20 protein-coding genes are annotated in these 22,449 nt (G+C 29.9%); 9 read left to right on the top strand and 11 right to left on the bottom strand.

All coding sequences use genetic code 11. The features are described from left to right. Positions 1 to 47 precede the first annotated feature (47 nt). From pnp to GYM73_RS00975, 5 genes are all read right to left on the bottom strand, one after another. Positions 48 to 2,195, bottom strand: a complete 2,148-nt coding sequence (pnp, locus tag GYM73_RS00955; RefSeq protein ID WP_220233845.1) for a polyribonucleotide nucleotidyltransferase — start codon at positions 2,193 to 2,195, stop codon at positions 48 to 50. Between the two features lie 264 nt (positions 2,196 to 2,459). Continuing rightward, positions 2,460 to 2,729, bottom strand: a complete 270-nt coding sequence (rpsO, locus tag GYM73_RS00960) for a 30S ribosomal protein S15 (protein ID WP_105297112.1) — start codon at positions 2,727 to 2,729, stop codon at positions 2,460 to 2,462. 136 nt (positions 2,730 to 2,865) lie between these two features. Then, positions 2,866 to 3,324 (bottom strand): META domain-containing protein, encoded by a 459-nt coding sequence (locus tag GYM73_RS00965; protein ID WP_105297113.1) that lies wholly within the window; start codon positions 3,322 to 3,324, stop codon positions 2,866 to 2,868. Between the two features lie 97 nt (positions 3,325 to 3,421). Beyond that, positions 3,422 to 3,706: a rhodanese-like domain-containing protein gene (locus GYM73_RS00970; protein ID WP_160542430.1), complete on the bottom strand. Its 285-nt coding sequence runs from the start codon at positions 3,704 to 3,706 to the stop codon at positions 3,422 to 3,424. Between the two features lie 2 nt (positions 3,707 to 3,708). Continuing rightward, positions 3,709 to 5,727 carry a M13 family metallopeptidase gene (locus tag GYM73_RS00975; RefSeq protein ID WP_220233846.1) on the bottom strand — a complete coding sequence of 673 codons (2,019 nt, stop codon included), beginning with the start codon at positions 5,725 to 5,727 and terminating at the stop codon, positions 3,709 to 3,711. A gap of 156 nt (positions 5,728 to 5,883) precedes the next feature. Here GYM73_RS00975 and GYM73_RS00980 point away from each other — a divergent pair, with 156 nt between their 5' ends. Both GYM73_RS00980 and GYM73_RS00985 read left to right on the top strand, forming a co-directional pair. After that, positions 5,884 to 6,576: a cell division ATP-binding protein FtsE gene (locus GYM73_RS00980; protein WP_105297116.1), complete on the top strand. Its 693-nt coding sequence runs from the start codon at positions 5,884 to 5,886 to the stop codon at positions 6,574 to 6,576. Positions 6,577 to 6,611: 35 nt separating this feature from the next. Further along, positions 6,612 to 7,508: a glycosyltransferase family 2 protein gene (locus tag GYM73_RS00985; RefSeq protein ID WP_220233847.1), complete on the top strand. Its 897-nt coding sequence runs from the start codon at positions 6,612 to 6,614 to the stop codon at positions 7,506 to 7,508. On the opposite strand, the gene GYM73_RS00990 is transcribed toward GYM73_RS00985, so the two are convergent. After that, positions 7,493 to 8,620: a glycosyltransferase gene (locus GYM73_RS00990; protein WP_220233848.1), complete on the bottom strand. Its 1,128-nt coding sequence runs from the start codon at positions 8,618 to 8,620 to the stop codon at positions 7,493 to 7,495. The two genes, GYM73_RS00985 and GYM73_RS00990, sit on opposite strands and share 16 nt — an antisense overlap. Positions 8,621 to 8,692: 72 nt before the next feature. Between GYM73_RS00990 and GYM73_RS00995 the strand changes: the two genes are divergently transcribed. Continuing rightward, entirely contained in the window at positions 8,693 to 9,838 is a 1,146-nt protein-coding gene (locus tag GYM73_RS00995) for a glycosyltransferase (protein ID WP_220233849.1), read from the top strand. A gap of 9 nt (positions 9,839 to 9,847) precedes the next feature. Continuing rightward, positions 9,848 to 11,092, top strand: coding sequence for an oligosaccharide flippase family protein (locus tag GYM73_RS01000; protein WP_220233850.1), 1,245 nt, complete (start codon positions 9,848 to 9,850; stop codon positions 11,090 to 11,092). Here GYM73_RS01000 and GYM73_RS01005 read toward each other — a convergent pair. The 5 genes from GYM73_RS01005 to GYM73_RS01025 form a co-directional block, all read right to left on the bottom strand. Further along, positions 11,089 to 11,778 (bottom strand): RluA family pseudouridine synthase, encoded by a 690-nt coding sequence (locus tag GYM73_RS01005; protein ID WP_220233851.1) that lies wholly within the window; start codon positions 11,776 to 11,778, stop codon positions 11,089 to 11,091. The two genes, GYM73_RS01000 and GYM73_RS01005, sit on opposite strands and share 4 nt — an antisense overlap. Positions 11,779 to 11,845: 67 nt before the next feature. After that, entirely contained in the window at positions 11,846 to 12,661 is an 816-nt protein-coding gene (gene panB, locus GYM73_RS01010; protein ID WP_220233852.1) for a 3-methyl-2-oxobutanoate hydroxymethyltransferase, read from the bottom strand. Positions 12,662 to 13,096: 435 nt separating this feature from the next. Continuing rightward, positions 13,097 to 13,918, bottom strand: coding sequence for an undecaprenyl-diphosphate phosphatase (locus tag GYM73_RS01015; protein WP_220233853.1), 822 nt, complete (start codon positions 13,916 to 13,918; stop codon positions 13,097 to 13,099). Then, positions 13,915 to 14,208, bottom strand: a complete 294-nt coding sequence (locus GYM73_RS01020) for a DUF3098 domain-containing protein (protein WP_105297124.1) — start codon at positions 14,206 to 14,208, stop codon at positions 13,915 to 13,917. The genes GYM73_RS01015 and GYM73_RS01020 overlap by 4 nt, the downstream gene beginning before the upstream one ends. A gap of 28 nt (positions 14,209 to 14,236) precedes the next feature. Beyond that, positions 14,237 to 15,136, bottom strand: coding sequence for an ABC transporter permease (locus GYM73_RS01025; RefSeq protein WP_105297125.1), 900 nt, complete (start codon positions 15,134 to 15,136; stop codon positions 14,237 to 14,239). 88 nt (positions 15,137 to 15,224) lie between these two features. Here GYM73_RS01025 and rsmA point away from each other — a divergent pair, with 88 nt between their 5' ends. The 5 genes from rsmA (at position 15,225) to GYM73_RS01050 (ending at position 22,388) form a co-directional block, all read left to right on the top strand. Further along, positions 15,225 to 15,989 carry a 16S rRNA (adenine(1518)-N(6)/adenine(1519)-N(6))-dimethyltransferase RsmA gene (gene rsmA / locus GYM73_RS01030; RefSeq protein WP_220233854.1) on the top strand — a complete coding sequence of 255 codons (765 nt, stop codon included), beginning with the start codon at positions 15,225 to 15,227 and terminating at the stop codon, positions 15,987 to 15,989. A 75-nt stretch (positions 15,990 to 16,064) separates the two neighbouring features. Beyond that, positions 16,065 to 16,295, top strand: a complete 231-nt coding sequence (locus GYM73_RS01035) for a YHS domain-containing protein (protein WP_255570995.1) — start codon at positions 16,065 to 16,067, stop codon at positions 16,293 to 16,295. Positions 16,296 to 16,878: 583 nt separating this feature from the next. Next, the gene (locus GYM73_RS01040) at positions 16,879 to 18,216 is read left to right on the top strand and encodes a cytochrome ubiquinol oxidase subunit I (RefSeq protein ID WP_160542420.1); all 1,338 of its coding nucleotides are present in this window, start codon (positions 16,879 to 16,881) and stop codon (positions 18,214 to 18,216) included. 3 nt (positions 18,217 to 18,219) lie between these two features. Beyond that, positions 18,220 to 19,224 carry a cytochrome d ubiquinol oxidase subunit II gene (locus GYM73_RS01045; RefSeq protein ID WP_220233856.1) on the top strand — a complete coding sequence of 335 codons (1,005 nt, stop codon included), beginning with the start codon at positions 18,220 to 18,222 and terminating at the stop codon, positions 19,222 to 19,224. 83 nt (positions 19,225 to 19,307) lie between these two features. Beyond that, positions 19,308 to 22,388 (top strand): exodeoxyribonuclease V subunit beta, encoded by a 3,081-nt coding sequence (locus tag GYM73_RS01050; RefSeq protein WP_220233857.1) that lies wholly within the window; start codon positions 19,308 to 19,310, stop codon positions 22,386 to 22,388. Positions 22,389 to 22,449: the final 61 nt, after the last annotated feature.

Consider the following 22,449-nt stretch of genomic DNA (forward strand, 5'->3'; position numbering starts at 1 on the left):
ATAAAAAAAGGTTGAAAATCATTTCAACCTTTTTTTATTATAAAGTATTATTTTTTACTTTCAGAATCCTTTTTTTCAGGTTTAGGTAATAAGACTTTTCTTGAAAGTTTAATCTTTTTCTTATCGTCTACACCTAAATATTTCACTTCGATGATATCTCCAAGCTTAACGGAATCTTCAACTTTTTCCAAACGTCTCCATTCTAACTCGGAAATATGAACCAATCCTTCAACACCTTTAGAAATCTCAACAAATGCTCCAAAAGGTTTTATTGAAACCACTTTAGCTTTGTAAGTAGCTCCAACTTCAGGAACGAAAGCTATTTGTTTAATTTTTTCAATTGCTTCATCAATTTTGGCTTGATCAACTCCCGATATTTCAACTTTTCCTACATCATTACTCTCTTCAATCGTAATTACAGTGTCTGTATCTTTTTGAAGTTGTTGAATGATTTTTCCTCCGGGTCCGATAACAGCGCCAATAAAGTCTTTAGGAATTTCCAAAGATACCAATTTAGGTGCATTGGGTTTCAAATGATCATTAGGAGCGGAGATAGTTTCCAATATTTTACCTAAAATATGTAAACGTCCTTCCTTCGCTTGATTCAAAGCTTTTTCCATAATTTCAAAAGATAACCCTTGAATTTTAATATCCATTTGGCAAGCGGTAATACCGTCGGCAGTACCGGTTACTTTAAAGTCCATATCACCTAAATGGTCTTCATCTCCAAGTATATCAGAGAGAACGCTCCATTTGCCTGAATCCTTATCAGTGATTAACCCCATGGCTATACCGGATACAGGTTTCTTTATTTTAATACCCGCATCCATTAATGCTAATGTTCCTGCGCAAACAGTTGCCATTGAAGAAGAACCGTTAGATTCTAAAATATCGGAAACAACACGTATAGTATACGGAGAATCTTTTGGAATAACATATTTTAAAGCTCTTTGAGCTAAATTACCATGACCTATTTCTCTACGAGAAACCCCTCTTACCGGTCTAACCTCACCGGTTGAAAATGGCGGGAAATTATAATGTAAATAGAATTTTTCTTCGTGTTGAGATATTACATTGTCCACTCGATTAGCATCCAATGAAGAACCTAGGGTAACAGTAGTCAATGATTGAGTTTCACCGCGTGTAAAAATGGCTGATCCGTGAGACCCCGGAAGGTAATTAACTTCACACCAAATAGGTCGGATAGTTTTTGTGTCTCTACCATCTAAACGTATGCCTTCATTTAATATAAGTTGTCTAACAGCGTCTTTTTGTACATCATGAAAATAAGTAGCGGCTAAAGATTTTTTTTCTTCTAATTCTTCTTCAGTGTATCTTGTTAAAAATTCTTCTAAAACAGCATCAAATTTTTCGCTTCTCTCATGTTTTTCAGAAGGTGTTTTGGCTATATCATAAATTTTTTGATAGGAAAATTCTGTAATAGCACTTCTTAATTCTTCATCATAAGTCTCATGACAATATTCCCTTTTAGGTTGAGATTTTCCAACCTTAGCGGCTAATTTTTCTTCGGCATCAATTTGTTTTTTAATGGCTTCATGAGCTACTGAAATAGCATCGATCATATCTTTTTCAGAAATTTCGCTCATTTCTCCTTCAATCATAACGATTGAATCTTTGGAAGCACCCACCATTATATCAAGATCAAATCCTTCATCCATTTGAGCAAGGCTCGGATTAATGATGTATTTTCCGTTATGGCGAATAATCCTAACTTCAGAAATTGGTCCGTTAAAAGGAATATCAGTGATGCTTATAGCTGCTGAAGCCGCTAGTCCTGCTAATGAATCGGGAAGTATGGAGCCATCGTACGAAATAAGTTGAATCATTACCTGTATTTCGGCATGAAAGTCGTCGGGAAATAAAGGGCGTAGAACACGGTCTACCAATCGCATGGTTAGTATTTCCTCATCCGTTGGTCTTCCCTCTCTTTTCATAAATCCACCCGGAATACGTCCTCCGGCTGAGAATTTATCTCTGTAATCCACTGTAAGAGGTAGAAAATCTACTCCGGGATTAGCCTCTTTTGCAGCCACTACTGTTGCTAATAACATGGTTCCACCACATGTAACTACCACAGAGCCATCTGCTTGTTTAGCAAGTTTTCCGGTTTCTAAGATGATTTCTCTTCCATCATCCAAGACAATTTTTTCTGTAATTGCTTTTGGAATCTCCATAAAAAATAAAAAATTTGTTAATAAATATATAATAAAGCAAAAAGAAAAGTTAGTGTTGATAAAATATTTAGCTACTTATCTTAAATAGGAAAACACCAGAGAACACTCAAGTCCATTAAAATAATGAAGATTAATGGAATTCAGTGCTCAGTGTGTTAAAATATATAAAATGAATAACTTATTAAATTAAACTTTTTTCTTTTTGTGCTTTTTTCAAAAGATAATAAAAGAGGCAATTGATAAATTGCCTCTTTATAATTTCTTTTACTTACGAATACCTAATTCTGCAATAATTGCTCTATATCTGTTGATATCTTTTTTCTTTAGATAATCAAGTAATTTTTTTCTTTTTCCCACTAATGCCACTAAAGCTCTTTCAGTATTGAAATCTTTATGATTTCTTTTAAGATGCTGTGTTAAATGGTTAATTCTAAAGGTAAACAAAGCTACCTGTCCTTCGGCGCTACCGGTATTTTTTTCATCTTTACCGTGTTTAGCGAAAATTTCTTTTTTTACATCTGATGTTAGATACATGCCAATATTATTTTAATGATTATTATGTATTGATCAGCAAATATATAACTTTTTTTTAGATGTAAAGAAAATAAGAGTGCTTTTGTGAAAAATACACTCTTATTTGTATAGTTTGCTGTATTTTACTAGTATTTACTTATTTTGTTAACGGAGCAAATTCAAGTACTACTTTACCATCTTGAACAAATTGTAAAGTGTAATTGGTAAATACTAAGGTACTTCTTTTACCCATTAATTCTAAAAATCTAGGCTCTTGGTTGTATTCAGGACAAGCCATAAGGGTTGAAACCATTGGACTAGGATTATATACATTACCAATTAGAGCAAATGAACCGTTATATTGATTGCATCCTGCATTACCATTGGTTCTGTTTTTATCAAAGTCAAAATTTAAAGTAGGAATTTCTCCTTTAAATGAATTTGTTGCTAACGTACCGTCTATAGAAGTTAGATACCATGTACCTCTTAGTTTAATTTGTAATTCTTTATCATCCACTTTTTGTGCAACATTTTTGGTAGAATTACAACTTTGAAATGTAGTACCTAAAAATAATAAGAATAAACTGGTAATACTAATTTTAATTAAATTTTTCATATATTATATTAAATTAAATTTTTAAGCTTTTATAAGCCTTTTTTAACTTTTAAAGCGTTATCTCAAATATTTTGCCAAAGTATAAATTCAGGATAAATTAGGAATTTAACAATTGATTAATTTCTTTAAATCCACCGCCATTATATATATCATTAAATCCTTCTTTTTTGAGGTAGTTAACTATTTTTTCGGATCGTATTCCTGATCTGCAAAATACTATAAGTGGGGTAGAAAAGTTGCGAATTTCTTCTATTTTAGATGGTATCTCATTCATAGGAATTAAAATAGCTCCTTCTACTTTTCCCTCTTTAATTAATTCTTCTTTTTCTCTTACATCCAGAAGGGTTGCCGAGCTTTTTTTCAAAAGTTCTTTTAGATCCATAATTACCAAATAATAATTCTTTCTTTTTTAGGTTTAAACATTTTATCTCCTTTTTGTACATTAAATGCTTTATAAAAGCCTTCAACATTTTCTAGAGGTGCAATCGCTCTATAATAACCCGGAGCATGTGGATCTGTTTTAATTTGGTTAACTAAAGCTTCTTCTTTGGATTTTGTTCTCCATATGGTTGCCCAAGATATAAAATATCTTTGTTGCGGTGTAAAATTATCAATTTTACCGGGATTACCTTTTTCTTTTAAATAAATTTGTAAGGCATCATAAGCAATGGCAACTCCGCCTAAATCTGCTATATTTTCACCTAATGTTAATTTTCCGTTTATATGTAGACCCGGAATGGGTTCATAAGAGTTATATTGTTTTTCAAGTGCTTGAGTAGCTTTCTCAAATTTTTCTTTATCTTCGGGTGTCCACCAATCTTTTAAATTTCCATCTCCATCAAATTGAGAACCACTATCATCAAATCCGTGAGATATTTCATGACCTATTACGGCTCCGATTCCACCAAAATTTATTGCTGCATCTGCTTTATAATCATAAAATGGAGGCTGTAAAATAGCTGCCGGAAATACAATTTCATTATAAGAGGGATTATAATAGGCATTTACTGTTTGAGGAGACATCAGCCATTCGGTTTTATCAACCGGTTTACCTATTTTGTCTTTATCTCTCTCGTAGTTAAATACAATAGCATTTAATTTATTTTGAAAATAAGATCCACCTTCTTTTACAGATTTTATTTCTAGCTTAGAATAGTCTTTCCATTTATCCGGATATCCAATCTTAACCGTAAACTTGTTTAGCTTATCTAAGGCTTTTTGTTTGGTAGGATGTGACATCCAAGTTAAATTATTAATATGGATGGCAAACGATTTTTTTAGATATTCAATCAATTCATTAGCGTTTCTCTTAGCTTCTTCCGGAAATACTTCAGCTACGTATAGTTTACCAAATGCTTCACCAACTAAAGAATTGATACTTGTAAGAGCGCGTTTTTCCATTGATCTTTGCTCTGATTGTCCTCCCAATGTTTTATTGTAAAAATCAAAGTTTATATCATCCAATTCTTTGGTTAGGCTATTGGCTGCTGATCTAACAATATTTATTTTTATATAATCTTTTATTAATGAAAGGTTTTGTGGAGTAATATTATTATCTAGGTTTTCAAAATATTTTTTTTCGGGAATAATAACTGTATCTACATGTACTCCCAGTTTTGTCAAATAATCCGTTAAATTAATATTTTTGGATAATTCGGATAAACTTGTAAATGAATAAGGATTATTTTGAAGTTGTGCGTTTCTAATTTGCTCTACAGTTAAGAGATTAGAAGCTAATTGTTTCTCGAAAGCAACAATAGCAGAAGCGGTTTTATCCGGTTGTTTGTGTCCGATTACCTTTAATAATTTTGATAAATAGATTGTATAATCCTGTAATGTTTTTAAGGATTTTTCATCATTTTTTTGATAATAATCTCTTCCCAAACCTAAACTTACATCTTCTAAATATACTGCATTTTTGTTGCTGTTATTTAAATCGGATTGAACGCTGTATTCATAAAAAGGATTCATTTCTAACGGAGTGAACTCGATAAGTAAATTTTGTAAGTCCGTGAGGTTTTTAACTCGGTCCACTTTTTTTAAATAAGGTTGAATAGGAGCTATGCCTTGTTTGTTTCTAGCATCCATATCCATGAATGAACTAAACAAATCTTTAATTTTTTGTCCTTCAGAACCTTTAGGATAATTTTTATTATTTGATTTTTTTAGAATCGTAAGTGATACAGAATCTGTAAATTCACGTAATTGGTCAAAGCTTCCCCATCTGGAACGGTCAGGAGGAATTTGAGTAGTTTTCATCCAATTTCCGTTAACATAGTTATAAAAATCGTCTTGCGGTCTTACTTTCTTATCCATGTACTCTTCATTAATTGCATGTTTTTGAGCAAATACTCCGGTAAAAGGCAGCAGCGCAGTTGCAATAAATAATATTAAATTTTTCATTATTAAAAATTAATTCTCAATCAAAAATAGTTAAAAATAGTCATATAAGCTATTTTTAACAAAACTTTAAAATGAAGTAAAATAAGCAATATATTTTAAATTGTTATTTTTGTGAAAATTAATTCTCTTTTATAAATACTTATACAACTTTTACTAATGAGTGAGCCTATTTTGTACTTAAGAAATGCTAATATTTATCAAAAAAACTTTTTAGTTCTAAGTCATGTTAACATGAGCTTAGAAAAGGGTGAATTTTATTATCTTATTGGTAAAACAGGTAGTGGGAAAAGCTCATTGTTAAAAATTTTATATGGAGATATTCCTTTGCTTGAGGGGCAGGGGAAAGTAGTTGATATTGATTTGGTTTCCTTGAAAGATAGTGAAATTCCTACATTAAGAAGGAAGTTAGGTATTGTATTTCAAGATTTTCAATTATTAACGGATAGGAGTGTAGAAAAGAATTTATTGTTTGTTTTAAAAGCGACCGGATGGAAAGACGCGTATGCCATCAATGAAAGAATTGAGGAGGTTTTACAAAGCGTTGGAATGGCAACAAAAAAACATAAAATGCCGCATGAACTTTCCGGAGGTGAACAGCAACGGGTAGCTATTGCAAGAGCCTTATTAAATCATCCGTCCTTAATTTTGGCAGATGAGCCGACCGGAAACTTGGATCCTGAAACTTCTAATGAGATTATGCTGTTACTTAAAGGCATTGCACAACAAAATAATTGTACCATATTAATGGCTACTCATGATTATTCGATGATTAAGAACTTTCCTGCAAAAACTATTAAATGTGAAAATGGAAAGATTTATCATGGTGATTCCAATGATCTTTTTATTTAAATTATATTAATTGAAATTATAATATTTAAATTTCTATGATTTCAATTCTTGTTCCGGTTTATAATTATTCCATTATAAATTTAGGTAAAGAATTGGTAAAACAAGGAGCAGAATTAAATGTACCCTATGAGGTGCTTTTTCTTGATGATGCCTCTGTCAATCATGAAATCACTAAAAGTAATCAATTATTTTGTGCAAAAAACAATCTTACTTATATCATTTCCGAAGAAAATTTAGGAAGAGCTAAAGCCCGTAATTTTTTAGCACAAAAAGCTAACTATGAATGGTTAGTATTCATGGATTCCGATGTTATACCGGCTACTTCATCGTATCTTAAAACTTTTGTTTCATCTATTCATTGTGAAAGTCAGGTTTTAAGCGGGACTATATTATATAGGAGGAATTTGGAACAAACTATTCAGAAGTCTTTACGTTGGAAATACGGAGTTACTTATGAAGAAACTACTTTAAAAAAAAATTCTGGTAACTCAAATTATCTCTATTTAAAAACAGCTAATGTAATGATTAGAAAAAGTATTTTTCATTCCATTCCTTTTCCTGTTTTAGAAGGCAATTATGGATATGAAGATACAATGTTTGGGTTAACCTTAGAAGCAAATACTATTAAACTTGAATTAATAGAAAATCCTGTTTATCATGAGGGAATTGAATCGAACCATATATTTTTAAACAAAACAGAAGAAGCTATAAAAAATTTATCAAGTTTAATACAACATGATGAAATACTATGTAAAAAAATCAGACTAGCAAAAGTATATTTTCAAATAAAAAAAGTGAACGGCGTTAAATTCGTAACCTACTTATTTAAAAAAAATCGTGGTTTAATGAAAAAGAATTTATTGTCCGAAAATGCAGATTTAAAAATTTTTCAGTTATACAAAATAGGGTATTTGTGTTATTTACTCGCCTGATTGAAAATATTTAATAAAGTAGATTCCTGCGCTTCCCAATTGTATTTTATTGATGTTTTTTCCAAATTATATTCATAATGTTTTTTTCCTCTAGAAAGTAATAATTTTATTTTTTCTGAAATTTCAATCGCTGAATGATTAGTAATTACTTCGCCAATTTGATTTTCATTTATCATGTTTTTTATTCCCGGAAGATAGGTTCCTAGAACGGGTATTTTAGCATGAACATAATCAAATATTTTATTGGGGAGAGCATAACGATAACTTAGGCCCCCGTCTTCTTCCAGACTCATACCTAACTCAGCTTTAGGAGTTATTAATTTTAGTTGTTCAGGTGAAATTTCTCCTAAGAAATAAATTTTATGATCTAAACGTAATTCTTTACATAAATTTTCGAATGTGTTTTTTAATGGGCCATTACCAATAATCCATAATTTTGCATTTTCAATATATTTCATGGCTTCTATCATTTTATCAATCCCTCTGCTGTAATTAATGGCTCCTTGATATACTATAATTTTCTTATTACATGGGGTTTCAGGTAATTTAGTATGAATATCTTTATTCTTGTCGGATACAGTGGCGATGATTGGAACATTATTAATTATAATAGGGCGGTTGCTGTATTTTTTTTCAAAAAAATCTGCATATCCTTCACTAACGGTATAAAAATATTCAATTTTGGGTATAAGATATTTTTCAAGTTTTCTCCATAGTTTTTGAGCATATCTACCTTGTATGGAGGGCAGCTCAGAGTATATTTCATGACTATCAAAGACTAAAGGAATTTTTTTAAATTTTGAAATTAAATAATTAGGTAAAAGAGAATCCAGATCGTTAGCTAATAATATGGTATGTTTATCGGATTTAAATAATAGTTTCCAAAATAATTTAAAATTAAATTCTGCAAATAATAAAAATTTTCTTTGAAAGGCAAGATGGAAACGGTGAAAAGAATAGGGTCTATTTAATGGGGGCTTTCCATATAAATTAGTACCGATAATTGAAATTTCGTAACCATTTTTATATAAGGAATTGCAAACCTTTTCTACTCTTTGATCAGTAGCTATATTATTAATTACAGAAACTAATACTTTTTTTCGTTTAGTCATTTTAACTAACAAAAATAATAAATTAATTATCTGGATAAAAATAATATATTTGTAATTTGTTCTCTTTTACTGATGCGACAAAAATTACATATTCTTTTTTTACCTTATTGGTTTCCTTCCAAAAAAAATCCTAAAAATGGTAATTTTATCTTACGACATGCTCAAGCGGTTGCAACAATACATAAGGTAAGTATTCTTTATGTTGAAAGAGATGAACAGTTAAAAAAAGAATTTGAACTTAATACGGATAAAGAAAAAAATTTATTTATTTTAAAAATTTATTATAAAGGAAGTTCTTATAAACTCATTAACTACGTAAAAAAATGTCAAGCCTATATAAAAGGTTTACGGAAAATAGAAAAAGTAGATTTACTTCATATTCATGTCTTACATTATTATGCTATTCTTGCTTATTATTTTAAGATGAGGAAGAACATAAATTTTGTAGTTACAGAACACTGGTCGCGTTGGCTCACAAACAATTCTAGTCTGACTCTCAAACTTTATTATCTACTAATGAAACTAATTTGTTCTAAAGCAAGTTGTTTGATACCTGTAACTAAAGATTTGGAGTTAAACATGAAAAATAAAGGAATTAAGGGGAAATTTAGTATTGTTCCAAATGTGGTAAATACGGAAATTTTTAAACCATTAGAGAAAAAAAAGAAAAAAAATGAATTTCTTCATATTTCGAATTTAAACAATGAATACAAGAATATTACAGGTATTTTGAATGTAACTAAAAGATTAGCTGATTCAGGATATAGATTTACACTTCAAATAGGAGGGGATGGAGATAATACTCATATAAAAGAATTTATAAAAAATAATAAGCTGGAAGAATACATTTTTACTTTTGACTCTTTATCTGAAGTTGAGGTTTCGGATAAAATGAAGAATGCGGATCTATTAGTCATGTTTAGTAATACTGAAAGTCAACCGTGTGTAATTAATGAAGCATTTTCGTGCGGTTTGCCGGTAATTTCGACTAATGTAGGAGGAATTTCTGAGTTGTTTCCTGAAAATTTTGGGATTCTTATAGAAAAAGGTAATGAGGATCAATTGTATGAAGCAATGGGAAAATGTATTACGGGTAAAGTAGAATTTGCTGAAGCTGACGTTATGCATCAATTTTCTGAAAAGCATTTTAGCATAAAAAGTATAGCAAAAAAAATGGATCAAATATATATGAATGTTATGCTCAAATACACTAAATAGATACTACCAATGATAAAAAGTTTATCATCTTTTTTACTTGAATTCAAAAAAAATAAAGGAGGATATATTGCTATATCTCAAGTAGTAAGTAAATTGGCTATGGTAAGTAATTCGTTTTTTATAGTTAGAATTCTTACCAAAGAGGAATTTGGATCGGTTACATTAGCCTTGTCCATTTTATCATTTCTTATGCCCTTTATAAATATGGGAAGTCAAAATGCATTACTTCGCTACGGCTCATTAGTTTCCGACAATAAGGAAAAGGATATATTAAGTATTTATAATTTTAAAGTAGGCAATAAGCTCAATAGTATCACCATATTTTTATTTCTTATTATTTGCTTGTTGTTTGCTACAAAATATAATTATCTAACAATAATTTCATTACTATTGAGCTTACGTTTCGTCAGTCTTTCCTTTTTTTATCAAATACGCATAGATTTTCAAATACGAGATAATAATTATGGATATGCAATGACGGATATGGTCTTTAATGTTAGCACATTAGTAGTTTCTTTATTGTTCAGCTTTATATTTGGAGTTTATGGGTATGTAATTTCATTATCCATTTCATTTATTTTTTTTTATTGCTTCCTTAAGAAATATAGTAGGTTTAAAGAAAATGCGAAACTTCCCTTATCTAAAAAAGAATTTTGGAAGTATTCAATAGGTAGTTCCGTAGCTAATTTTTTACATTCTTCTATTTCATCGATAGATACATTTATGGTAGGATATTTTCTTTCGGCAGTTAGTATTGCAGAATATAGAATTTCATCTATCATTCCTTTTAATTTATTCTTTATTGCTCAAATGTTTATAGTAACAGATTATCCTAAATTTGTTAAGAATTTTAACAACAAAAAGTATTTTCAAACTTATATGAAAAATTATTTTATAATTTTTTTTAGTTTGGGAAGTGTGCTTATATCGATATTTTTTTTATTTGGAGATTTTATAATTAATTTATTATTTGGAAGTAATTATCAGGCAAATACGGCCTTTTATATTCTTATGATAGCTTCGGTTTTTTCTTTACTCGTATTGATTCCTTTTGGAAATATTTCAGCAGCATTAGGGTTACTAAGAAAGAATATTTATGCTTCCGTAGGAGCTATTATTATTCAGCTAATTGTAGGATTATTATTGATTCCTCACTATGGAATAACAGGAGCAGCAATAGCAACCGGTTTAGCGTATATATTTTCCGGATTTTACAATATGAGTACTGTATATTTATATTTCAAAAAACTCTAATTTTCAAAGCTTTTCCATAAATTATCATTTTCCGGAACAGGAGCTTTCAGTACAATCTTTTCCTTCTTAATGGGATGAATAAATTCAATTTTTCTGGCTAATAGATGAATGCTGCCATCAGAGTTGGAACGATCAGCACCGTATTTTAGATCTCCTTTGATTGGACATTTAATTGCACTGAGTTGCGCTCGTATTTGATGATGTCTTCCTGTTTCCAAATCGATTTCCAATAATAGGTAATGGTCAGATTTTTTTATTATTTTATAAGTTAGAATGGCCTCTTTGGAACCGCTTTGAGCACTCGATGAATTAAAAATAATTGCCTTATTATTTTTTTCATTCTTCTTTAAATAGTGAACTAACCTTTGTGTTTCAGGAATTTCATTTTTTTTTACTACCGCCCAGTATGTTTTTTTAATTTCTCTTTTCTTGATCATTTCCGTCAATCGAGTAAGGGCTTTACTGGTTTTAGCAAATATAACAATGCCGGAAGTAGGACGATCAATGCGATGAACAAGTCCGGCAAAAACATTTCCGGGTTTGGAATACTTTTGCTTAATATAAGATTTTACTTCATCCAATAATGAAATATCACCGGTCTTATCTCCTTGAACGAGCTGACCGGCTTTTTTGTTTATAATGATGATATGATTATCTTCAAAAAGTATTTGATTTTCAGTAAGCATATTTTTAAAAAAATAATTCCAATAATTTAGGACACTAAAATTTTATATCCTTAAATAGGTGAAAAATTTAAAAGCTTTCTTCTTTATTTGGAAATTCTTGGCTTTTCACATCTTGAACATAATTTGAAACGGCTTCAACAATTTGTTCATGAAGATGTAAATATTTTCTGGCGAATTTAGGTTTGAAATTTTTATTTAAGCCTAGTAAATCATGAATAACTAAAACTTGACCATCAGTAACATTTCCTGCACCGATACCAATGGTAATAATATCTAATTCATTGGTTACCTTTTCTGCTAATTGAGCCGGTATTTTTTCTAATACTAGTGAAAAACACCCTATTTCCTCTAATAATTTAGCATCGGAAATTAATTTATCTGCTTCGGCATCTTCTTTCGCTCTTAACTTGAAAGATCCAAATTGATGAATGGATTGAGGAGTTAAACCTAAATGTCCCATAACAGGAATACCGGCTTTAACAATGGCTTCTACAGAATCTTTTATTTCAATTCCTCCCTCCATTTTTATTGCGGAAGCACCGGTTTCTTTCATAATTCGAACGGCAGAATGATAAGCTTGTAAAGGATCGGATTGGTAGGTACCGAAAGGTAAATCTACAACTAATAAAGCTCTTTTAATTCCTCTTGATACACATTGGGCATGATAAATCATTTGATCCAACGTTATAGGTAACGTAGTTTCATATCCTGCCATTACATTAGCTGCAGAATCGCCAACTAAAATAGCATCTATTCCGGCTTCATCTGCAAGACTTGCCATAGTGTAATCATAAGCAGTTAACATAGATATTTTTTCTCCCGAAACTTTCATTTTTTTGAAAGTTTCAGTAGTTATCGTTTTAAATTCCGAGTGTATTGACATTATTATTAGTTTTTGGTAAATTTATGATAATATTAATTAAAAAGTATTTTTTAAGCTTTATCTTGTATATAGTTTATTATATTATTAGATATTTATAAACTCTAAAAATATATAACATCTGTTAAATTTATGAATGCAAATTACATTCCTTAACTGAAAAATAAATAATAATAAAGTGTGATTATTGAGAATATCGAACTTCAGGTAATTTTTGAAGATTATATAATTTGGTTTTTAATAAGGTATAAATTTAAACTAAAATAAGCAATTGTGTTTATCCCATACAAAATATTTAATTTACTATTAAAATATAGAAAAATAAAAACAGTTAATTATTAATGCGTTATAGTACATAAAATATTTAAGTAAACATAAAATCTTAAATTCAACTTTTTTAAATTGTAAGCGAATATTTAATAAATAAAACTCAAAATTTTAAGCTTTTTGGAAGTAAATAAAATATATCAATAATAAAGAACCTATAATAATTCTGTACCAGCCCCAAATTTTAAATCCGTATTTTTTAATCACTCCAACAAAAAATTTAATAGCAAAAATTGCTACTACAAAGGCAACAAGGTTTCCTAAAATAAAAAGCCACATTTGATTATTATTTGAAGCCAATAGTTCATACCCTTTCATGCTGATTCCGTTTTCTTCCCATGTTTTTAATGTAAGAGAATATACAGTAACCGCCAGCATAGTAGGAACTGCCAGAAAAAAAGAAAATTCAGCGGCAACCTCCCTGCTTAATTTTTGTTGCATTCCGCCAATAATTGAGGCTGCAGATCGGCTGGTACCCGGCATCATTGCTAAACATTGCCAAAAACCTATAATTACAGCTTGTTTAATTGAAATATCCTCTTCTTTAAGTATAGTAGGATTTTTAAAAAAACGATCTACAAACAGAAGTATAAATCCGCCAACAACTAAAACGATGGCAATAGGAATGGGTTTTTCTAAAATAGCATCAATTTTTTCATTAAATAATTTACCTAAAATTAAAGCAGGAATTACAGCACATATTAATTTCAAATAAAAATTTAATCTTTTAAAATCGAAAAATTTTTTCCAGTATAAAACAACAACTGCTAAGATTGCGCCCAGTTGAATACAATATTCAAACATTTTTACAAAGTTATTTTCTTGTATTCCTAAAATGGAACTGGTAAAAATCATATGGGCAGTGGAGGAAACAGGTAAATATTCTGTAAGACCTTCAACAATAGCAATAATGATCGCTTCTAACGTATTCATTTAGAGTTCTTTTTTGGATTAGAATAAGTCATGATTGAATAAATTTCGACTAAAAACCCAAGAACAATAAGAATTGGGGCCAGTCGAATTCTTCTGAAACTAAAAATATCTTCGTTCCAGTTATTCTTATCATAAACTCCATTTACAGTATTCGCATCCGGTCCTGTCATCAAAATAAGACCTAGAGCAATTAAACCCAAACCGATAAACATAAATGTATAATTTCTTTTTCCAAATAAAAAAGGTTTATCAGATTCAGAATATATATTTTTTGATGGTTGATCTTTCATAAAATTAAATTTTCAGCCAATTTAAGAATTATGAATAATATAGATCATCAATTTTAAGTTTTAAATATCTCCAAGTTGCAAACCATGTACTAACCGTTGTGATCAAAATTCCAATAAGCAAAATAAATAAAGACAAGATAATATGGTTAGAATAATCTACAATTGGCGGAAGAATATTATAACGGATAAGCATATAATTTACGGCGAATAAAAGAACTAAGGCTATTGCAGATCCTATGGCTCCTAAAATTACCGATTGAATTAAAAAGGGTTTCATTATGAATAAACGCTTTGCACCCACTAATTGCATGGTTTTGATTATAAATCTTTTAGCGTAAATTTTCAATCGAATGGAATTATTAATTAATGAAATGGCAATTAATAAGATAATACCGGCGAGTATGGAAATACCTAAGGTAATTTTTCTAACTCCTTTATTCATCTGAGTCAATAAATTACTGTCGGATTTTACCTCATCAACTAAAACATTTTTTTGAATTTGCTTTTTTATAGTTTCAATATGTACGGAATCAGTATATTCCGGTTTTAAAGCGATAGTAATGGAAGCCGGAAATATATCTTCTTCGAAAAGAGATTGAGAATCAACTCCTAAATCTTTTTTTGCGGTGTAAGTTGCTTGTTCTTTAGATATATACTTAGCCTTTTTTACGTAGGGATTTACTTGTATACTGTCAAGATAATTTAGTTGGGCTTTTTCATTTTTTATTAGATTATTTTTGTTTCTGTCGTTTTTAAAGAAAACTTCAATCACCATTTGTTCTTTCAAATAATCAATATAAGAATTGGCATTAATTACAATCATGCCAATGATTCCAATTAAAAATAAGACTAAAGAAATACTGATGACTACAGTAATGTTAGAAGAACGCAATCTTCCCTTATTTAGCTTGTCTGTTTTATTGGCCATATTTTTATTAAATATTCGCTAAAATATAAAAACTTCATTTATTTTAGTGTAATTTTGGATATAAATTATTGTTAAAATAAAGATACAATTGAAAGTTAAACCTAAAAAGCATTTAGGGCAACATTTTCTAAATGATCAGAATATCGCCTCAAAAATAGTAGATTCATTAAGCTATCATCCGTATGACTTAGTGTTGGAAGTTGGTCCGGGTATGGGAGTTCTGACTCAGTTTTTACTTCAAAAACAGGTGAAAGTATATGTTGCTGAAATTGATAAGGAATCTGTAGATTATTTAAAAATAAATTATCCTCAACTGGAAAACAATATCGTAGGTGATTTTCTTAAGTTAGAATTTGAGGAATTATTTTCAGATAATTTTGCTGTAATCGGTAATTTTCCCTACAACATTTCTTCACAAATTGTTTTTAAGATTTTAGAAAATAAGCATGCAATACCTGAAATGGTTGGAATGTTTCAAAAAGAAGTAGCAGAAAGAATTGCCGCTCAAAAAGGAAATAAAATTTATGGTATATTATCCGTTTTAACCCAAGCATATTATAACGTAGACTACCTATTTACTGTTCATGAAAATGTATTTACACCACCTCCCAAAGTTAAATCGGCAGTTATACGCTTAAAACGATATAGAGATAAAATAGAGGGAATAGATGATGAATTCTTTTTTAAAATAGTAAAGGCAGGATTTAATCAAAGACGAAAAACACTGAGAAATGCATTAAAAGTTTTAAACATTCCTCAACATCTTGAATCCCATGAATTTTTAAATCTACGCGCCGAACAATTATCTGTAGAAGATTTCATGCATTTAGCTCGATTATGGAGTTCAAATTAAAACTTCATATTTTAAAATTAAAATTCATAACTAATGAAAAAAAATATAAAATTTATCGCACTCAATATAATTGTAATGATGTTGATGGCATCTTGTGAGTTTAAGAATAATAAGGATACTAGCAAGGAAGAAATACTCTCCAACGTAAAAGTTGTGAATGAAGTAGATCCTGTATGTAGTATGTCTACCCATGAAAATTTAAAAGATACCTTATATTATCAAGGTAAATTATATGGTTTTTGCAGTTCACATTGTAAGGAAGAATTCAAAAAAAATCCGGGAAAATATTTATCTAAAAATGAGTAAATTATTTTGACATTCGAAAAATAATAATGTTAGTAACATATATAATTGGAAACTTTAATATTCAAAATAAAGTTTCATAACTGAATGGTTTTAATTCTTTAAATAGCTCTTAATTTTAGCTCATTGTAAATAAAAAATTAAATAATAAGTAAAATCCTCCTTCTTTTTAGCGCTAAGCCCTTTTATTTTAATGAATTATAACCATGCCTACTTAAAGTAAATTTTAAATTAATTGAACCTCAATAATTAAAATCAAATTACAAATAAATATTGATGTTGAAAATTCTTTTTTTTGAAGTTTGACCTCAAAAAATAAGATTTTAATTAGTAATTCTAAATTTTCGGCATAATTTTTTAATAAAAAATAATGATTTGTTTAACAATAATGAATATGAGTTGTTTTTTATAATAAGTGAAAGCAACTATGATAATTATGCTAAAAAAATATAATTATATAAATATCTTAATTAAATTATTGTTATATAATGATAAAATAAATCATGACTTATAGTAAAACTTTTTATTAAATGATTTTAAAAGTTAAGAATTATTATAAATTTGCACCCTTTAATTTGTTTTTTCAATGAATGATTTTATTGCTGCTCGATCGCAGATGGCAGTTTCATTAGGATTCCATATCATATTTTCATGTATAGGTATGGTTATGCCTTTCTTTATGGCAATTTCACATTATAAATATTTAAAGACCGGAGATGAAGTATACAAAGGTCTAACAAAGGCTTGGAGTAAAGGAATCGCAATATTATTTGCAACCGGAGCGGTTTCAGGTACCATGCTTTCATTTGAATTAGGATTGCTTTGGCCTGAATTCATGAAACATGCAGGTCCAATTTTTGGAATGCCTTTTTCTTTAGAAGGTACTGCCTTTTTCGTAGAAGCTATAGCTATAGGATTCTTTCTTTACGGTTGGAATAAATTCAATCCTTGGTTTCACTGGTTAACAGGATTATTAGTTGGAATTAGCGGATTGTCATCAGGTATACTGGTTTTAGCAGCTAATGCTTGGATGAATAGTCCCGCAGGGTTCGATTATGTTAACGGAAACTATATAAACATAGACCCTGTAAAGGCAATGTTTAATGATGCTTGGTTTTCTCAGGCATTACATATGATAATAGCCGCATTTGTGGCTACCGGATTTGCCGTAGCCGGTATGCATGCATTCATGATTTTAAAGAAAAAGAATATCGAATTTCATAGTAAAGCATTTAAAATTGCTGCCACTTGTGCATGTATTGCAGCTTTGATTCAACCGTTAAGTGGAGACATCTCTGCGAAAGATGTAAGCAGAAGACAACCGGAAAAGTTGGCGGCCATGGAAGCACACTTCCATACAGAAGCCCCGGCCTCATTTATTTTAGGAGGTATTGTAAATGAAAAGGAAGAAAGAGTTGATTATGCTATAAAAATACCCGGTTTATTAAGTTTTTTAGCTTATGGAAATGTAAAAGATCCGGTTAAAGGAATCACTGATTTTCCCAAAGACGATAGACCGCCCGTTGCAATTACACATTATTCCTTTCAAATCATGATTATATTAGGTGTGGCATTAATGATATTGGCTGTTATCTATTTATTGGCAAGATTCAAAACTAAAAAGTGGCTTACAAAAAAATGGATTTATAAATTATTTGTAATAGCTACCCCCTTGGGATATATAGCGCTGGAGGCAGGATGGACCGTAACGGAAGTTGGACGTCAACCATGGATTATTTATAAAGTAATGAGGACAGCTGATGCCGTAACACCTATGCCCGGAATAGCATATTCATTCTATTTATTCACAGCTATTTTTATTTCTTTATCAGCCATTGTAATTTTCCTTTTATATAGGCAAATGAAAATGGTTCCTATATTATATGACGCAACGGATAAGAATTATAAACCTAATAAGAAGTAGAGTATGTTTTATTTATATGTAGTAATCTTTTTCCTCTGGACAGCGATCGCTTTGTATTTATTATTAGGAGGTGCAGATTTTGGAGTTGGAATTTTAGAATTATTCAGTAAACACAAAAATGAAAAAAGAATTGAAAAAATCATGTATGAAGAAATGGGTCCCGTATGGGAAGCTAACCATATGTGGTTGATCATTGTAATTGTAATTCTTTTTGTAGGGTTTCCTGATATTTATTCGGTACTATCAACCTATTTACATATACCTTTACTATTAATGCTTATAGGTATAATTGCCAGGGGAACTGCCTTTTCTTTTCGAAATTACGATGCGGTTAAAGATCATTGGCAATTTGTTTATAATAAAATATTTAGATATTCCAGTGTAATCACACCTTTTTTCTTAGGTATTATAGCAGCAGCAACGGTTTCCGGAACTATTGATGTAGAACCTGCCGATTTTATGAATGCTTATATTTGGAGTTGGCTTACTCCGTTTGGATGTGCGCTGGGTGTTTTCACTTGCAGTATTTGTGGATATTTGGCTGTTTCCTATTCATTGTCTCAAGTTAAAAATTTTGATGATCGTGAATATTTATCTAAAAAACTTACTATATTTTTATTTGTAGTGGTGGTTACCGGAGGTTTAGTATTTGTATGTGCTTATTTTTCACATGTTCCTTTAATTCAATGGATATTTGGAGAAACAGTCGGATGGATTGCGGTAATTTTAGCAACCGTCTCTGTTTTTGGAACTCTATATGCATTGAAAGAAAAAAAATATTCTTGGATAAGAGTATTAGCAGGATTTCAGGTATTAACCATATTGTTTGCGGTAACCTACCAGCATTATCCTAATTTAGTTATATTAAAACAGGGTACTCTATCTTTGATTGAAGACCAATACATACATAAAACTATCGCAATGCTAGCATGGGCACTAATGTTAGGAAGTATTTTTATACTTCCGGGAGTATTCCATTTAATTTATTCATTTCAAAAAAGAAGATAGAGAAAAGCTTTATTAAGTTATAAAATTCCATACTATTAAGGATTTAACTAATTTTGTTAAATCCTTTTTTAATTTTCATCTGAATGAGTTCAAGCTATACGATATACAATGCATCTGCAGGTGCAGGGAAAACGTTCACTTTAGTGAAAAATTTCCTTAGTATCCTGTTGCAAAATGATTCTGTAGAGTCTGTGCGTTCCATAGTAGCAGTAACTTTTACCAATAAAGCAGCTAATGAAATGAAAACGCGCATACTTTCATGGTTAAAGGATTTTTCAGATGAAAAAAATTATCAATCGAATATAGTTTTACAGCAGATATCTCAAGAACTGAATATAGATATAAATCTTTTACATCAGCGATCGTATAGGGCCTTATCCTATATCTTACATCATTATTCATTATTTTCCATCAGTACCATTGATAAGTTTAATTTACGATTGATGAAGGCATTTACCAAAGAATTGGGGTTGTCGTATTCGTTTGCGGTGGAACTGGATTCTTCGGAATATCTCAAACAGTCAATTGATGAATTAGTAGATGAATTAGGAACAGATAATCCTTTTGCTGAGGTCATTTTAAATTATATATTTTGGAAATTCGAGAACGAATCATCTACAGATATTAGAAAGGAATTATTGACTTCCTCACAAAATTTTTTAAAAGAAAAGAATCTGGAACAGATTAATTCTTTGACTTCTAAAGAGATTGAAGATTTTAGAAAATTGAATCAGTTGATAAGTAGGCGAGTACAGGAAAATTATACCTTAATACAAAAAACAGCCGATGAAATTATAGCGTTATTTGAATCTAGCGGTTTAGAAGTAGGAGATTTTTATCAAGGAGCGAGAGGTATGGCCGGATTTTTTTATAAAATGCAGGATTCGAGCAAAATACTTAGTATAAACTTATCTTCTTCTTATTATAAAGCTTTTTGTGAAGAAGAAAAATATGCAAAATCAAAATCGATTCATGAAGAAGATATAAAGGGTATTGCACCGCAAATTATTGAGGCATTTTATAAAATAAAACAAGCAATCATTAGAATTAAAGTAGATGAATCTGTTCGTAAAAATCTAATTACGATTGAATTACAATCTGAAATTAATCGATTTTTACACAGACGAAAAACAGAAAATGATGTAGTATTTTTATCAGATGTAAATCCTATTATAGGAACTCATTTAAAAGAGGAACCGGTAGCCTTTATATATGAAAAATTAGGAGGGAGATACAATCACTACTTTATAGATGAATTTCAAGATACCTCGCAACTTCAATGGAATAATATAATTCCTTTGTTAGATAATGCAAAAGTATCAGATGGAAATACAATTACTTTGGTTGGTGATCCCAAGCAAGCCATTTACAGATTTCGTTCGGGAAATCCTGAAATATTAATCGATCTTATAGCTAATGCAGATGACAAGGGTATTCATGTAAAAACTTTGCAGAATAATTTCAGAAGTTTGCCCAATATTGTTGATTTTAATAATACCTATTATCAATTTTTATCTACTTATTTAGTAAATAATCCCGAATATTTTTCATTATTTGGAGTCCATGCACAGCAAATCTCCCACTTACCCAAAGGGGGAAGGGTACAGGTATCATTTATATCTCCAAAAGAAGAAAATCTCTTAGAAGAAAGAATTGTTGAAATAATTGAAGAGTCTTTACAGAATGGTTTTGATTTTAAAGATATAACTATTTTAGTAAGAAATAAAAAGCATAGTGTTTCCATTGTAGATAAAATTGCAGAAAAAGGTTATCCTATTTTAACAGAAGAAGCATTATTAGTTGTATCGTCCCCTGAAATCCAAGCTCTTATTTATGCTTTACAATGGATTTCTAATCCTGAAGACAAAGAAAATTTGGTGAGAATGCTCCATCTTCTTTTTACCATAGGTAGAGCGGAATTTGAAGATTTTACAGAAGAAATTTGTAAAATAAAAGATTTGGATTTTGACGATATTATTAATTGGTTTAAAGAAAAATTGAATATTTCTTTGCCTTATCAACAAATATATAATTTAAGCTTTTATGATTATGTAGAAGAGTTTATTAATTCTTTAGGCTTTGGAGAGAAAGAGGATTTATATATTTCTGCCTTATTGGATATGATAGTTCAGTTGGAAAAGAACGGAGTTATAAGTTTACAAGAATTTTTAGAGTATTGGGAATTAAAAAGCCCGGGATTATCCATACGATTTCCCGATAATCGAAATGCCATCCAAATTATGACTATACATAAATCTAAAGGATTGGAATTTCCAATTGTAATTTATCCTATGATCGATAGCAATTCTAGAAAGGAAGAATATTGGTTTCCACTTGATAAAGACTTATATAATGGGTTTGATAAGTTTTACACATCTTCAAAATCAGGCTTAGATGATACCGGTGATAGTATAAAAGAGGTGGTAACTATACGAGAATTTGAAAATAAGATAGATGAATTATGTATACAATATGTTGCAACCACACGGGCGTCACAACAATTATTTTTATTGGAAGAAAGAAAAGATAAATTAAGTTCGTTGGGTGAATTTTTAATTCAGCAAGGGAAATCTTCAGAAGGAATAGTTGAACTTTATCCTGCTCCCGATTTTAAGAAAAATAATGAAAAAAGCGCAAAAAATATTGTTCAAGAAGAAAAAATACAATGGACTTCTGAAAGATGGAATTCTAAAATAAAAGTAAGTTCCGAGGCTCATAAATTTTATAGTGAGGAAAACGAAGACATACAATACGGTAATAGTATACATGCTATTTTAGCAGAAATTAATTCGCCGGAAGATCTGCCACTTGTAATTAAAAAATTTACTTTGACGGGATTGATTCCAATCGGTCAGGAAGAAGAAATTGAAAATATAATACATAAAGTTATATCCAATCCTCAATTAAAAGATTATTTTTCAAAAGGGATAACTGTATATCAAGAACGGGAAATAATATATGAAGGAAAAATTTACCGCCCCGATCGAATCATAGAACAGCAAGATTCATTAACACTTATTGATTTCAAAACGGGTGAAAAATTAAGTAATCATAAAAAACAAATTTCGCTATATGAAAAAGCCTTAGTTGGAATGAATAAAAAAGTTGCAAGTAAATTATTGGTATATATTTCTTTAGATGATGTGGAAGTGATATATGTTTGATCTTTAACAAGAGTCTATTTTTAAATTAGGCAAAAATTTAAAAAAAACACATTTTATAGAT

Origin of the sequence: Apibacter sp. ESL0432, assembly GCF_019469225.1 — a bacterium.
Classification (GTDB): Bacteria; Bacteroidota; Bacteroidia; order Flavobacteriales; family Weeksellaceae; genus Apibacter.